The organism is Acidithiobacillus sp. TH-A117 (assembly GCF_057473465.1).
The window spans coordinates 1-14,494 of record NZ_JBYCKQ010000047.1 but is presented as its reverse complement, the minus strand read 5'-3'; the positions used below and the strand labels follow the sequence as shown (position 1 = coordinate 14,494).

Genomic DNA, 14,494 nt, shown 5'->3' with positions numbered 1-14,494 from the left:
AGTTTGCCCCGCACCGACCCGGATTGCCCTGGCGGACTTTATTTATGCTTCCAGGGTAAGCCGCTGGCTTTCCAGCCCTCCACCTTGCCACGCTGGCCCTGGGGATCGTGCTTGCCCTCAAAACCCCCCAGAATGTTGTAGCAGTGCTGATAACCCAAGTCGGCCAGATGTTCGGCAGCCGCCAGGGAGCGCCCGCCGGTACGGCATAAGAGCAGCAGGAGATGCTTTGGCTTGGCCGTTGCCGTTATCTGTTGGTCAAAGTCCGGGTTGGGCGTCATGCCGGGATAATTTTGCCAGGGAATATGCTTGCTTCCTTCAATGAAACCGACAAAATCCAGTTCCGGGTGGGAACGTACATCCACCAGCATGGCGTCAGGATGGTCGCGGAGCAGGGTGTGAGCCTCCTCCGGAGTCAGGTCCCCGGCATGGCGCTTGCCAGCCGCCTGGGCACGCTCGTGAGCTTTTTCCAGAATTTCGGTGCTCGTCATGTTTGCTGTCATGGTCATTTTTGTCTCCTTGTATGGCCGTTTATGGGGCTTGTCATTCAACCATATTAGACTATATCACTACCTTGCTTAGGGAGGCAGTTCGGCGATCTTCGTTGCCGATGTTCCAAGCATGGGGTAACGGTCTTTACGAAGTTTTGAATGAATATAGATCTTGAAGAGCGGTCTGAAGTAAGTGGTTTGAGATATTTCCCTTGAAAACCAACCAACCGATTGGTATGTTACTGGGTGCACTGTTCTTGGTTGGTGAGATGATCCAAAGTATGTTAGTTGTGAGGAGATAATCTACGTATGAGAAACAAGCAAGAAGTTAAAGTTAAACCATGTAATCAATGCGCCGAAAATAATGATCTTGGTTTTGATTTTACGATGGCCTTCCAGCCGATTGTGAAATATTCTTCTAAAAACATATTTGGTTATGAAGCCTTGGTTCGTGGCTTGAATGAAGAGTCGGCTTATTCTGTTATAGCTCAAGTAAATGAAAATAATGTATACCATTTTGATCAGCTTTGTCGGGTTAAAGCAATTTCTTTAGCAGCAAAGCTTGGCATCGATTCAATGCTGAGCATTAATTTTCTTCCAAATGCGGTTTATCGTCCTGAGCTTTGTATAAGAACAACTCTTGAAGCGGCTAAGGAGTTCAGTTTTCCGGTTCATCGGATTATGTTTGAGTTTACTGAGGTTGAAAAAGTAAAGGATAATAGCCATCTCAAAAATATTGTTGAATACTATAAGCAATCCGGTTTCTTGACAGCTATTGATGACTTTGGTGCCGGCTATTCTGGCTTAGGTTTGCTCGCTGGATTCCAAACAAATATAATTAAGTTAGATATAGATCTGATCCGTAATATTCAGAATGACCCTGTACGCCAGATAATTCTTAAAAGCTGCTTGTCAATGTTCTTTGAACTCAATATCACACCTCTTGCTGAAGGTGTCGAAACTCAAGAAGAAATGCTTTTCTTGTTTGATATGGGCATTGATTTAATGCAAGGCTTTTATTTTGCAAAACCGGGTTTTGAAATGTTACCCAAGGTGGATTTTGATCTGCTGTAAAAATTAGCGATAAATTCAACTGAATTATGCTGCTTGGGGGTTTCCGGATAGGAAAATATTAGCCATATTCGGCAATCTTTCCAAATTTTTGGGCAGGATAATACATTGCAACAATCGTAAAGCCTGAATTTATGTTGACATTGGGATTGCTGTTCGATAAGCCAAGGTGATAACTTTAATTTGTGATATATGTTCGCTTTTTAAAGAGGTCGCTAGTGCTTAAAATGGATGACTATTTTCCCATGGTGATGGCCTTGACTGAGAAGAGAATATGCCTGTGCAAATGCAGCTTCATGAAAACCGTCAATAATTCTAGTTGTCGTATGACGGATTTTCCCTTCATCTACAAGTGCTGCAACTTCTGCGAGGATTGTCTGTTGCCGCTGGATGTCGGGCGTAGTGTACATAGTCCGGGTAAACATGAATTCCCAATGAATGCTAATACTTTTTTGTTTGAAGGGGATGATATCAAATATTTCGGGATCGTCGATCAGGCCAAGATGTCCCTGTGGAGCCATTAGGGCGGGAAGTTGTGAGGCATATGTTTCTGAATGGGTTGTGCAAAAAACAAAGTTTGGCTTTACTAACGATTGAGAAATCCAGGTTTCTGAAAAGGCTGGCGTATGATCCACTATCATGTGCGCCCCAAGTTCCAAGCACCAGGCTTGACTCTCAGGCCGCGAAGCTGTGGCAATTATTTGCAGGTCGGTGAGCCTTTTTGCTAATTGGACAGCCATGGACCCTACACCACCCGCAGCCCCGATTATCAGTAATTGATCATTATGTTGGGATCGTTGCTGTATCTGGAGGCGGTCAAAGAGCATTTCATAGGCTGTCAGCGCTGCCAGGGGTAAGGAAGCCGCTTCGGCAAAACTCAGGCTTTGTGGCTTGCGGGCAACAATACGCTCATCCACCAACTGAAACTCGGCATTACTTCCTGGTCGTTGCATCTCACCAGCGTAGTACACAGCATCTCCAGGTTGAAACAAGGTGCAAGACTCGCCGACGGCTACCACGACTCCGGCGGCGTCGAAACCCAAGATACGTTGTTCTCCGGGAGAAGGTTGTACTCCAGCCCGTATTTTCAGGTCGACGGGATTCACTGACACGGCATGAACCTCCACGAGTAAATCGTGACCTGTCGGTTGAGGAGTAGGGACTTTTACGGCATAAAGCTGGGTGGAGGAGGATTGATATAAAGCAGTATCAAAGGCAAAAGCACGCATCGTCATTCTCCCAGAAGATGAATTAACATAAATGTTAGCGGTATAAATTGCTTTGACAAGTGCGCACACCTACGTTGCTGAGGTGCTTTATTTATACTGAGAGTCATCAAGTGTGTCTTCATACGAATTCAGATTGTTGCTACCTGATATTACCCAAAGAATATTGACCCAGCAGTTAAGGGGGGCTAGAAAAAGGCGGCTTAATCACACATAAGATTTATGTGAAAATCCCGCCAAAACTGGAGGAATACATTCTCAACGAATACCGGCAAAGCGCAAATTGGTTGACATCAATCCCAGCTCAACGCTCCCCCGGTTTGATATTCTGTCACCCGGGTTTCAAAAAAGTTTTTCTCCTTTTTGAGATCCATCATTTCGCTCATCCAGGGGAAGGGGTTTTGCACACCCGGATACTGTTGGGGCAGGCCCAGCTGGACTAGGCGCCGGTTACCGATGAATTTGACGTAATCCTTGAATATCGGGGCATTGAGGCCCAGCACGCCACGCGGCATGGTGTCGTCGGCGTAGGCACATTCCAGTTCCACCCCGCGCCGGATCAGGTCGATAATTTCCTGCTGGAAGGCTTCCGTCCAGAGTTGCGGGTTTTCGGCTTTGATCTGGTTGGCCAGATCCAGGCCAAAATTGCAGTGCATGGATTCGTCGCGAAGAATGTACTGATACTGCTCGGCAGCGCCGACCATTTTATTCTGCCGACCCATGGCGAGAATCTGGCTGAAACCGACATAGAAAAAAGTACCTTCCATGATGGCGGCAAAAACAATCAGGGAACGCAGCAGTTTCTGGTCATTTTCCAGAGTGCCGGTCTTGAAGTGGGGGTCCGCGAGAATGTCAATGAAGGGCATGAGAAACTGGTCCTTGTCACGTACCGACGGTACTTCGTGGTACATGTTGAAGATTTCTCCCTCATCCAGGCCAATGGATTCCACAATGTACTGATAGGCATGGGTGTGAATGGCTTCTTCAAAGGCTTGACGGAGCATGTATTGCCGGCATTCAGGTGCGGTGATGTGGCGATAGGTGCCCAGCACAATATTGTTGGCGGCGAGACTGTCGGCGGTGACGAAAAAGCCGAGATTGCGCTTGACGATCCGCCGTTCATCTTCGGTGAGACCTTTGGGATCTTTCCACAGGGCAATATCCCGGGACATCTGGATTTCCTGGGGCATCCAGTGGTTGGCGCAGGCTGCCAGATACTTGTCCCAGGCCCACTGATATTTGAATGGCACCAGTTGATTGACATCGGCGCGGCCGTTGATGATGCGCTTGTCCTCGGCCCGTACCCGGGCGAAGCGGATGCTTTCATCTTCGGGCAAGGATGCTGGCAAATCATTCAGGCTGCTGCGCAGCGGCTCGGGACGCAAACGGTTTTCAAAATTCAACATAATGGTACATTCTCCTCTGCTTATTGGCAGGCTTCACAGGTGGGATCATCAATGGCACAGGCCTTCGGCTGGTGGCCGGGCACGGCATTGAGAGTGCCTGTTTGTACAGTAGATTTTTCCGCCGCTGTAGCGCCCAGCGAACGGAGGTAATACGTGGTTTTCAGGCCACGCTTCCAGGCCAGACGATAGGTTTCGTCAATTTTCTTGCCGGAGGGCTGCCCAAAATACAGATTCAGACTCTGCGCCTGGTCCAGCCATTTCTGACGGCGTGCCGCTGCTTCCACCAGCCAGTCCGGATCGGTTTCAAAGGCGTTGGCATACAGGGGTTTGAGCGCGGCAGGAATGCGATCCACGGGCATGACGGAACCGTCAAAATATTTGAGATCATTGACCATGACTTCATCCCAGAGACCCTGACGTTTGAGGTCGTGTACCAAATAGCTGTTCACCACCGTAAATTCGCCGGAAAGATTGGATTTGACGTACAGATTTTGATAAATGGGTTCGATGCCCTGACTGACGCCGACAATGTTGGAAATGGTCGCCGTGGGCGCGATGGCCAGGCAGTTGCTGTTACGGATACCCTCGCGGACCTTGTTGCGCAGCGCGCTCCAATCGAGACGATAGCTGCGATCCACATCCACCCCATGCTCACGGCTGGCGGCAAGTACTTCAATGCTGTCGATGGGTAATATGCCCTGACTCCAGAGCGAACCCTGAAAACTGGGGTAGCTGCCACGTTCCCGGGCCAGATCCGCCGATGCGTCCAGGGCATGGTAGGAAATCACTTCCTGGCTGATATCGGCAAATGCCACCGCGGCCGCCGAGGCATAGGGTATGCGCATTTCCAGCAGGGCGTCGGAAAAGCCCATCAGACCGAGGCCCACCGGGCGATGACGGAGGTTACTGTTACGCGCCTTGCTGACCGCGTAGTAGTTCATGTCGATGACATTGTCGAGCATGCGCATGGCAATCCGGATGGTGCGGCTCAGCTTGTCCGTATCCAGTAGTGCCAGCAGATCTTCGGGCGTGCTCTCGGTGCGCAGGGCGGGAACATCAGTCAGGGCCGTGGTTTTCAGGTGCGCCACCAGATTGACGGAGCCGAGGTTGCACACGGCAATTTCCTTGTCGTTGGTGTTGAGGGTGATTTCCGTACAGAGGTTGGAACTGTGGACGACACCCACATGCTGCTGAGGACTGCGTAGATTGCAGGGGTCCTTGAAGGTAATCCAGGGATGCCCGGTTTCAAAAAGCATGGTCAGCATTTTCCGCCAAAGCTGAATGGCCGGAATTTTTTTGTAGAGTTCGATTTCGCCGGCATCGGCCAAGCGCTCATAGTGTTCGTAGCGCGCGCGGAATGCGGAGCCGGTCAGGTCATGGAGGTCGGCCGTTTCATTGGGGCTGAAAAGGGTCCAGGCGCTGTTGCTTTCCACCCGCTCCATGAACAGGTCGGGAATCCAGTTGGCGGTGTTCATGTCGTGGGTACGACGCCGGTCATCGCCGGTATTTTTGCGCAGCTCAAGAAACTCCTCGATATCCATGTGCCAGGTTTCGAGGTAGGCGCAGACCGCGCCCTTGCGCTTGCCGCCCTGATTGACGGCGACGGCGGTGTCATTGACGACCTTGAGGAAGGGAACCACTCCCTGGGATTTGCCATTGGTACCCTTGATGAAAGATCCCAGCGCCCGCACCGGAGTCCAGTCATTACCCAGGCCGCCGCTGAATTTGGAAAGCAGGGCATTTTCCTTGATAGCCTCGTAAATATCGTCCAGATCATCTCCCACGGTGGTCAGGAAGCAGCTGGATAATTGCGGACGCAGGGTGCCGGAATTGAACAGGGTCGGCGTTGAGCTGACGAAATCGAAGCTGGAGAGTACTTCATAAAAAGCGATGGCGTGTTCTTCCCGATCGACCTCATTGATGGCCAGACCCATGGCGACGCGCATCCAGAAGGACTGAGGCAGTTCAATATGGCGATCACGCACATGCAGGAAATAACGGTCGTAGAGAATCTGCAGGCCCAGATACTGGAAATTGAGATCCCGCTCCGGTTTCAGGGCTGCCGTGATCCGGTCCAGATCATATTGTCCCAGGCGGGGATCAATCAGTTCATGGGCAATGCCGGTTTGCAGATAGTCCCGGAAGTATTCGGGATAGCGCAGGGCCATTTCAGCTTGGGTAGCGGCTTCTCCCAGCACTTCCCAGCGGACCCGATCGAGCAGCAGACGCGCAGAAACATAGGCGTAGGCAGGATCGCGCTCGATCATGACCCGGCTTGCCAGAATCGGCGCCTGAAAAAGCTCATCTTCACTGATGCCGTCGTAGAGATTTTTGCTGGTATTGTTCAGCAGCATATCCACGGAAACGGCTTCGCCGAGACCGCTGCAGGCTTCTTCCAGCACCGCGCGCAGGCGCTGCATATCGAGAGGGCGCTGGCTGCCATCGGGATATTTCACCTGGATTTGCGGGATATCGGTGAGGGGTGTGGCAGCGTTCTGCTGGCGACGCTCACGGGCGCGCTCTTCACGATAGAGCACGTAGGCTCTGGCTACTTCATGTTCCCCGGCCCGCATCAAGGCCAGTTCTACCTGATCCTGAATGTCTTCAATATGAAAGGTGCCGCCACCGGGCTGGCGTCTTTGCAAAGCCTCGATGACCTGTCCGGTCAGACGGGTCACCAGATCGCGCACCCGGGCGCTGGCTGCACCGCTGCCGCCTTCCACGGCCAGAAAGGCTTTGGTCATGGCGATATGAATTTTGCTGGCATCAAAGGTGACTACCGCATTGTTGCGGCGGATTACCTTGTAGTGGCTGGCTTCTGAAGGATCGTAGGCGGGATTGCTGACAACGGCTTGAGCGGCAGGGTTGGGCATGTGAAGACTCCGAAGCAGGGCGAAAGGGGCCAGGAAAGAGCAGCGTGCAGGGCACGCGACGGGCACCCGGGAAAACAAATGCTTGCCAGACGCCTCATCTACTAAATATAGTCCTGCTGAAGCTGTTGTCAACTACATATTGTGGATGAGAGCGTGGATAACTGTGTGACAAGATGTGGATAAGGTGGCCAGCACAATCATTTTTCAAGGATTTCGAGATGTTTTCTGGGATGAGATTTCCCATCAATAAAACTGGACTTGTTCTAAACGGGTTCTTGGGCGCATACTGAGCCCATAGATATGCTAGGAAGGATCAAATATGACAGCTTCAACCCTGGATATAGCACGCGCCACTTTGTTTGCACCCGGCGGCATCAGCGAAGGGGAGCTGGAAAAAGTGTTTGGCCGATTATCGCACCGGGCTCTGGATGATGCGGATTTGTATTTTCAATACAGCCGCAGCGAAGGTTTCAGTCTGGAAGAAGGGGTGGTCAAAAGCGGTAGTCATTCCATCGAGCAGGGTGTGGGCGTGCGCGCCATCAACGGTGAGCGGCAGGGGCTAGCCTATTCGGATGAAATTGCCGTGGATGCCCTGTTGACAGCCGCTGACGCGGCCCGGGCCATTGTCCATCAAAGTGGAGAAAACCGGGGGCTGGTCTGGCAACGACGTCAGGGTCTATCTCTGTATCAGCCCACCGATCCACTGGCTTCCATTCCCAATGAAGAAAAAATTGCCTTGTTGGAGCGGGTAGAGCGCGCCGCGCGGGCGGTGGATCCGCGTATTGTTCAGGTCATGGCCAGCCTCAGTGCGCGCTTCGAAGCGGTGTTGGTGGCCCGGCTGGATGGCACCATGGCGGCAGATGTGCGGCCGTTGGTGCGTCTGCATGTTTCAGCCATTGCCGAGCAGGGCGGGCGACGGGAGCAGGGTAGTGCTGGCGGTGGTGGTCGCTTTGATTATCAGCACTTTTTGGAAGGGCAGATGGCGGAAGATTTCGCCCGGGAAGCCGCTCGCCAGGCGCTGGTCAACCTGGAGGCCGAAGCCGCCCCGGCCGGCAGTATGGACGTGGTGCTGGGTCCGGGTTGGCCGGGAATCCTCCTGCATGAAGCCATCGGCCATGGTCTGGAAGGGGATTTCAATCGCAAGGGTACCAGCGCCTTCAGTGGCCGGGTCGGTGAGCGGGTGGCGGCGCCGGGGGTAACGGTGGTGGACGATGGCACTCTGGAAAATCGCCGGGGCAGTCTCAATGTGGACGACGAGGGTACGCCCACCCAATGCACTACTCTGATTGAAGACGGCATCCTCAAGGGTTATCTCCAGGATACTCTCAATGCCCGTCTGACTGGTACCCGTTCGACGGGCAATGGTCGCCGCGAGTCCTATGCGCATCTGCCCATGCCACGGATGACCAATACCTACATGCGCGCGGGTGATCGGGATCCTCAGGAAATCATTGCCAGCGTCCGCCGTGGGCTGTATGCAGTCAATTTTGGTGGTGGTCAGGTGGATATTACCAACGGCAAATTTGTCTTTTCCGCATCAGAAGCCTATCTGATTGAAAATGGTAAAATAACCCGGCCGGTAAAAGGGGCGACCTTGATTGGCAATGGACCGGATGTGCTGACCAGGGTTGAAATGATCGGCAATGATCTCCAATTAGACACAGGTGTAGGCACTTGTGGCAAGGATGGTCAGAGCGTGCCGGTAGGGGTCGGTCAGCCTACCCTCAAAATACGCGACCTGACGGTCGGAGGAACCCAGGGATGAAAAAAAGGTTATTGTCAGTAGCTTTACAGGGGGCTAACATCAAAGTGTCTGTCCATCTTGAATCAGGTCCAAATTCTCCCTTGCGGGGGGTAACTTATGAATAATGTCTTAAAAAACGTGTTGTTGTGGGTGGCTATAGGGGTCATCCTGATGCTGGTGTTTCAGAACCTCAATACGAGCAGTTCAACGCCGGCTCAGGCCATGGATTTCTCAACCTTTGTGAACAGCATCAAGCAGGGCCAAGTGGCCGATGTGAATATTGATGCCAATCATGTCACGGGCAGCCTCAGTTCGGGGCAAAAGTTCAGCGTCTATACGCCGACCAATGATACCCAACTGGTCCCCCAGTTGCTGGCGGCAGGGGTGAAAATCAATGTCAAACCCCCGGCAGGTCAGTCCATTCTCCTGTCCATCCTGATTTCCTGGTTCCCCATGTTGCTCCTCATCGGCGTCTGGATTTTCTTCATGCGGCAGATGGGCGGCGGTGGCGCGGGCGGTCGTGGCGCCATGACATTCGGGCGTAGCAAGGCGCGGATGCTCACCGAAGAAAACAACAAGGTGACTTTTGCCGATGTGGCTGGTGTGGAAGAAGCCAAGGAAGAGTTGGCGGAAATTGTCGACTTCCTGCGCGATCCCCAGAAGTTTCAGCGCCTCGGCGGGCGTATTCCCAAGGGCGTGCTGTTGATGGGTTCACCGGGTGCGGGCAAGACGCTGTTGGCCCGGGCCATCGCTGGTGAAGCCCGGGTGCCGTTCTTCTCCATTTCCGGTTCTGACTTTGTGGAAATGTTCGTGGGTGTCGGTGCTTCCCGGGTGCGGGACATGTTCGAACAGGCCAAGAAACATGCGCCCTGCATTATTTTCATCGACGAAATTGATGCGGTTGGGCGTCAGCGTGGTGCCGGCCTGGGTGGTGGCAATGATGAACGTGAGCAGACCCTCAATCAGTTGCTGGTAGAAATGGACGGTTTTGAAGGTACGGAAGGCATCATTGTGGTGGCGGCTACCAACCGTCCCGATGTGCTGGATCCCGCTCTGCTGCGTCCCGGTCGTTTTGACCGCCAGGTCACGGTTCCGTTGCCGGATATTCGCGGTCGTGAGCAGATTCTCCAGGTACACATGCGCAAGGTGCCCATTACGCCTGACGTGGATCCCAAGGTCATTGCCCGGGGCACTCCGGGTTTTTCCGGAGCCGACCTGGCCAATCTGGTCAATGAAGCGGCCTTGATGGCAGCCCGGAAAAGCAAGCGTCTGGTGGACATGCATGACTTTGAGAATGCCAAGGACAAAGTCATGATGGGTGCCGAGCGCAAGTCGGTGGTGATGAGCGACAAACAGCGTGAGACCACGGCTTACCATGAATCCGGTCACGCGGTGGTAGCCAAACTGCTGCCCGGTACTGATCCGGTGCACAAGGTCACCATCATTCCGCGCGGTCGGGCTTTAGGGGTAACCATGCAGTTACCGACCGAAGATCGCTTCAACTATGAGCGGCTGGAAATTCTCAGCAACATCTCCATTCTCATGGGCGGGCGTATTGCCGAAGAAGTTTTCCTGAACCAGATGACCACCGGTGCGGGCAATGATATTGAACGCGCCACCGACTTGGCCCGGAAAATGGTGACCCAGTGGGGCATGTCCAGTATTGGTCCCATGGTCATTGGTGAAAAGGAAGAAGAGGTATTCATCGGGCGGGAAATGACCAAACACAGTAACATTTCCGAACAGACGGCCATGACGGTGGACGGAGAAATCCGCAACATCATTCGTGAACGTTATGACATTGCTCGCAAGCTTATCGAGGAAAATCGCGATAAGGTGGAGGCCATGGCCCAAGCGTTGCTCAAATATGAAACTCTGGATTCCAATCAGGTGAGCGACATCATGGCCGGGCGTGATCCGCGTCCGCCAGTGGATGGGGCCGGAAGTTATCCCGGCATGCCTTCTGACGGCAACGCGGCTAGTCCGGACAAAACCGGCGGCCAGCCTCTGCCTGGTCTGAATCCCGGAGAGCATCCCGTTTGACCGTAACGCTGAACTGCAATGGGCGCCCGCTGTATTTGGGGCGCCCTTGTGTTATGGGGATTTTGAATGTTACCCCCGACTCTTTTTCCGATGGCGGCGCTTTTATTTGTCGGGATCAGGCCGTCATGCGCGCCCGCCAGATCTGGGAGAGTGGTGCTGACATCATTGATATTGGTGCTGAATCGACCCGTCCCGGCGCTCCCGCCATATCTGCCAGTGAAGAAATGGAGCGTCTGCTGCCGGTTGTGGAAGCAGTAATGGCTGCAGTGCCTTTGCCGGTTTCCATAGACACCTACAAGGCATCGGTCATGCGCGAAGCCTGGTCTTTGGGGGCTGGCCTGATGAATGATGTGACGGCACTGCGCGGCGATCCCGATTCCCTGGCGCTGCTCGCAGAGTTGCAGATTCCTGTCTGTTTGATGCACATGCGCGGCACACCCAGGAATATGCAGGGGCAAACCCGCTATACTGATCTGCTCGGCGAGGTACAGGATTTTTTCCGGGAAAGAATATCGGCTTGTGAAGCAGCCGGTATTCAGCGCGAGCAATTGCTGCTGGACCCGGGATTGGGTTTTGCCAAGGATTTACAGGGTAACTGCCTGCTCTTGCAGAATCTGGAAGATTTGCAGACCTGGGGATTACCGATTCTGGTTGGTGTCTCGCGGAAAAGCATGATTGGTACCCTGTCGGGGGTGTCGGAGGCCGCCCGGCGGCTGGGGGGAAGCATTGCCGCCGCACTGTGGGCTGTGGCCCATGGTGCCCAGGTGCTGCGGGTCCATGATGTCGCAGAAACAGTGCAGGCCATCAGGGTCTGGACAGGTATACAAGAACAGGGCGCAGCGCAGCCCTTGAGGATAGCACCATGAGCAGAAAATGGTTTGGCACAGATGGCGTCAGGGGTCGGGTTGGCGATTCGGTGATTCATCCGGAATGGGTATTGAAGCTGGGTTGGGCAGCGGGGCATGTGCTGACCGCCGGAGTGAGCGGGCGTCCCCGGGTGGTCATAGGCAAGGATACGCGGCTGTCCGGTTATTTGCTGGAATCCGCCCTGGAGTCCGGCCTTGCCAGCGCCGGGGTGGACGTGTTGCTGGTTGGTCCCCTGCCCACACCAGCCATTGCCTATCTGACCCGCACCCTACGCGCCGATGCGGGCATTGTTATCAGCGCTTCCCATAATCCCTATCAGGATAATGGCATCAAGTTTTTCTCCGGAAACGGCTACAAGCTACCCGACGCCCAGGAGGAAGCTATCGAAGCCTGGATGGATCGACCCATGCTGGTTTCGGCTTCCGAACAACTGGGCAAAGCGCGGCGGATAGATGATGCCGCCGGTCGATATGTGGAGTTTTGCAAGACCACCTTTCCGGCCAATCTGGATTTGCGCGGCCTGCATCTGGTGGTGGACTGTGCCCACGGCGCCAATTACAAGGTGGGTCCCATGGTGTTCCGGGAATTGGGTGCCGCGCTGACTTTGTTGGGTGTAGAACCTGATGGCATCAACATCAATGCAGGAGTCGGCTCGACCTGCCCGGAAATTCTCCAGGACACGGTGCGTAGTAGCGGGGCAGACCTCGGCATCGCTTTTGACGGGGATGGCGATCGCCTGATTCTGGTAGATGAAAAAGGCGAAGTGCTGGATGGTGATGAACTCATCTGGTTATTGGCGCGGGATATGCAACAACAGAATGCTTTATCGGGCGTGGTGGGCACGCTCATGAGCAATCTCGCCCTGGAACAGAGTCTGGCTGATCTGGGGGTGCCTTTTGTACGCAGTGCCGTGGGTGACCGCTATGTACTGGAAGCCATGCAGCAGTATGGTTTTACTTTGGGTGGGGAATCTTCGGGGCATATTATCACTCCTGCCAATACGACCGGGGATGCCATACTGGCGGCCTTGCGGGTGTTGGCCATTATGCGCAGACAGCACAAAAGTCTGGCAGAGCTGCGCGCCGGCTATCGACCTTACCCCCAGGTGCTGATTGGGGTTCGGCTGGCAGATGCACGACAGTTGCTCGATCATCCGGCAGCCCGAAAGTACATTGCGGCGGCGGAACAGACTCTGACCGACCAGGGCCGCCTGCTGGTCCGGCCCTCAGGTACAGAGCCTCTGCTGCGTATCATGGTGGAAGCGAAATCGGCGGAACTGGCAGACCGGGTTGCCAGAAAACTGGCAGCAGAGTTGGAGATCCTCGCAGCAGGGTGAGCCTGCCAGACAATGAATGTCAAAGGCAGTGCTGTCAAAATTGACCACTGCCCAGCGAGTCTTTACACTCAGTCGCACATTAGATGATTATGACATATAGCTGAAAAAGGAAGATTCGATTTGCGTCCCACCATGGTTGCCGGAAACTGGAAGATGAATGGCCTCAGTGCCGATGCGGTCCATCTTACCCAAGCCATTCTCAGCGCCGGGCTGGAACAGATGCGTCCGGAAGTAGTGCTGTTTCCGCCCTTTACTCTACTGCATGCCGTTTCCCAGGAAGCCAAAGGCACGGCGTTACGTTGGGGCGGGCAGAATCTTTTTTGGGAGGCCAATGGTGCCTATACCGGTGAAATATCGGGAGCGATGCTCAGGGATATGGGTTGTCGCTACGTTTTGGTGGGCCACTCGGAAAGAAGACAGATTTTTGCAGAAAGTGATGATCTGGTCGCTCACAAGATCAAGGCAGCACTGACTTCGGGCTTGATACCCGTGGTTTGCGTGGGCGAAAGTGCGGCAGAGCGGGAACAGGGGACAACGGAACAAGTTCTGCAGCGCCAAGTGGAAGCCATATTACCCCTCTTGAATCGGGAGGCCAGCCAGCCCAACCTGATTATTGCCTATGAACCTATCTGGGCTATTGGTACGGGGCTGAGTGCCAGCCCGGAACAGGCCCAGGCTGTGCATGCTTTTATCCGCAACCTGATCGCCGGTTATTCCAGCCAATTGGCCAAGCGGATCATTTTGTTGTACGGAGGCAGCGTCAAGGGAAATAATGCTGCAGCGCTGTTTAATCAGGCCGATATTGATGGTGCCCTGGTAGGCGGAGCATCCCTGATCGCCGGAGAATTTATCCAGATTTGTCGTGCTGCCGAGTCGGCAGAGCGAGGAGGTTGATTGATGTACACCGTGTTGTTGGTGTTTCAGGTCATTATCTGCGTTGTACTGGTGGGCTTGGTCCTGATTCAAAAGGGGCAGGGAGCGGATATGGGCGCTGCCTTTGGCGGAGGCGGTTCGCAAACCGTATTTGGCGCCCAGGGTGCAGGCAACTTTCTGAGCCATACCACCGCAGTAGTGGGGGCGATTTTCTTTTTGAACAGTCTGGGTCTGGCTTATCTTTCGGATCACGCCGCGTCCAGCATGACTTCCGGGATTGCCTTGCCGAGTAAGGCTCCTGTGACCAGCACTATGCCGGTGAAACCCGTCAGTAACGCGCCCGGTACCCAGCCCGCCGCAGCCGCAGCTACATCAGCTGCTCCCGCACTGACAAGCCCTGCACAGAAGCCGAAGTCGGCAACGCCGGTTTCTGCTGCAAAATCACCTGAGAAGCCTTGACGTAACTGGCAGGTCATGAGAAAGTTTTAAGACTTCGGCCGAAGTGGTGAAATTGGTAGACACACCGTCTTGAGGGGGCGGCGGCGCAAGCTGTACCGGTTCGAATCC

General features: G+C 54.0%; 11 protein-coding genes. 7 read left to right on the top strand and 4 right to left on the bottom strand.

What is annotated here, in order from left to right:
* Positions 1–38 precede the first annotated feature (38 nt).
* Positions 39–506 (bottom strand): rhodanese-like domain-containing protein, encoded by a 468-nt coding sequence (locus AC2VLR_RS11655; protein WP_486882263.1) that lies wholly within the window; start codon positions 504–506, stop codon positions 39–41.
* Positions 507–797: 291 nt separating this feature from the next.
* Here AC2VLR_RS11655 and AC2VLR_RS11650 point away from each other — a divergent pair, with 291 nt between their 5' ends.
* On the top strand, positions 798–1,562 hold the full coding sequence (locus AC2VLR_RS11650; protein ID WP_486882262.1) for an EAL domain-containing protein: 765 nt from the start codon (positions 798–800) through the stop codon (positions 1,560–1,562).
* Positions 1,563–1,774: 212 nt separating this feature from the next.
* Here the strand turns inward: AC2VLR_RS11650 and AC2VLR_RS11645 are convergent, their stop codons facing one another.
* The 3 genes from AC2VLR_RS11645 to AC2VLR_RS11635 form a co-directional block, all read right to left on the bottom strand.
* Complete coding sequence (locus AC2VLR_RS11645) at positions 1,775–2,788, bottom strand: zinc-binding alcohol dehydrogenase family protein (protein ID WP_486882261.1); 1,014 nt, start codon at positions 2,786–2,788, stop codon at positions 1,775–1,777.
* 290 nt (positions 2,789–3,078) lie between these two features.
* Positions 3,079–4,191, bottom strand: a complete 1,113-nt coding sequence (locus AC2VLR_RS11640; RefSeq protein ID WP_486882260.1) for a ribonucleotide-diphosphate reductase subunit beta — start codon at positions 4,189–4,191, stop codon at positions 3,079–3,081.
* A gap of 20 nt (positions 4,192–4,211) precedes the next feature.
* Positions 4,212–7,064 carry a ribonucleoside-diphosphate reductase subunit alpha gene (locus AC2VLR_RS11635; protein WP_486882259.1) on the bottom strand — a complete coding sequence of 951 codons (2,853 nt, stop codon included), beginning with the start codon at positions 7,062–7,064 and terminating at the stop codon, positions 4,212–4,214.
* A 319-nt stretch (positions 7,065–7,383) separates the two neighbouring features.
* On the opposite strand from AC2VLR_RS11635, the gene tldD reads away from it, so the two are divergent.
* The 6 genes from tldD to secG all read left to right on the top strand — a co-directional run bounded on the left by tldD (position 7,384) and on the right by secG (position 14,386).
* The gene (tldD, locus tag AC2VLR_RS11630) at positions 7,384–8,829 is read left to right on the top strand and encodes a metalloprotease TldD (protein ID WP_215843763.1); all 1,446 of its coding nucleotides are present in this window, start codon (positions 7,384–7,386) and stop codon (positions 8,827–8,829) included.
* A 96-nt stretch (positions 8,830–8,925) separates the two neighbouring features.
* On the top strand, positions 8,926–10,851 hold the full coding sequence (ftsH, locus tag AC2VLR_RS11625; RefSeq protein ID WP_486882258.1) for an ATP-dependent zinc metalloprotease FtsH: 1,926 nt from the start codon (positions 8,926–8,928) through the stop codon (positions 10,849–10,851).
* A 53-nt stretch (positions 10,852–10,904) separates the two neighbouring features.
* A complete protein-coding gene (gene folP, locus AC2VLR_RS11620; protein WP_486882257.1) occupies positions 10,905–11,717 on the top strand; it encodes a dihydropteroate synthase in 813 nt (270 codons plus the stop codon).
* Entirely contained in the window at positions 11,714–13,054 is a 1,341-nt protein-coding gene (gene glmM, locus AC2VLR_RS11615; RefSeq protein ID WP_486882256.1) for a phosphoglucosamine mutase, read from the top strand. Before folP ends, glmM begins: the two co-directional genes overlap by 4 nt.
* A 120-nt stretch (positions 13,055–13,174) precedes the next feature.
* The gene (tpiA, locus tag AC2VLR_RS11610) at positions 13,175–13,948 is read left to right on the top strand and encodes a triose-phosphate isomerase (RefSeq protein WP_486882255.1); all 774 of its coding nucleotides are present in this window, start codon (positions 13,175–13,177) and stop codon (positions 13,946–13,948) included.
* A 3-nt stretch (positions 13,949–13,951) separates the two neighbouring features.
* Complete coding sequence (secG, locus tag AC2VLR_RS11605) at positions 13,952–14,386, top strand: preprotein translocase subunit SecG (protein ID WP_486882254.1); 435 nt, start codon at positions 13,952–13,954, stop codon at positions 14,384–14,386.
* Positions 14,387–14,494: the final 108 nt, after the last annotated feature.

Excerpts from the sequence above, each read along its gene's own strand:
- glmM (WP_486882256.1), top strand. The coding sequence starts at position 11,714 with ATGAGCAGAAAATGGTTTGGCACAGATGGCGTCAGGGGTCGGGTTGGC.
- AC2VLR_RS11645 (WP_486882261.1), bottom strand. The coding sequence starts at position 2,788 with ATGCGTGCTTTTGCCTTTGATACTGCTTTATATCAATCCTCCTCCACC.
- tldD (WP_215843763.1), top strand. The coding sequence starts at position 7,384 with ATGACAGCTTCAACCCTGGATATAGCACGCGCCACTTTGTTTGCACCC.
- secG (WP_486882254.1), top strand. The coding sequence starts at position 13,952 with ATGTACACCGTGTTGTTGGTGTTTCAGGTCATTATCTGCGTTGTACTG.
- folP (WP_486882257.1), top strand. The coding sequence starts at position 10,905 with ATGGGGATTTTGAATGTTACCCCCGACTCTTTTTCCGATGGCGGCGCT.
- AC2VLR_RS11640 (WP_486882260.1), bottom strand. The coding sequence starts at position 4,191 with ATGTTGAATTTTGAAAACCGTTTGCGTCCCGAGCCGCTGCGCAGCAGC.
- ftsH (WP_486882258.1), top strand. The coding sequence starts at position 8,926 with ATGAATAATGTCTTAAAAAACGTGTTGTTGTGGGTGGCTATAGGGGTC.
- AC2VLR_RS11655 (WP_486882263.1), bottom strand. The coding sequence starts at position 506 with ATGACCATGACAGCAAACATGACGAGCACCGAAATTCTGGAAAAAGCT.
- AC2VLR_RS11635 (WP_486882259.1), bottom strand. The coding sequence starts at position 7,064 with ATGCCCAACCCTGCCGCTCAAGCCGTTGTCAGCAATCCCGCCTACGAT.
- AC2VLR_RS11650 (WP_486882262.1), top strand. The coding sequence starts at position 798 with ATGAGAAACAAGCAAGAAGTTAAAGTTAAACCATGTAATCAATGCGCC.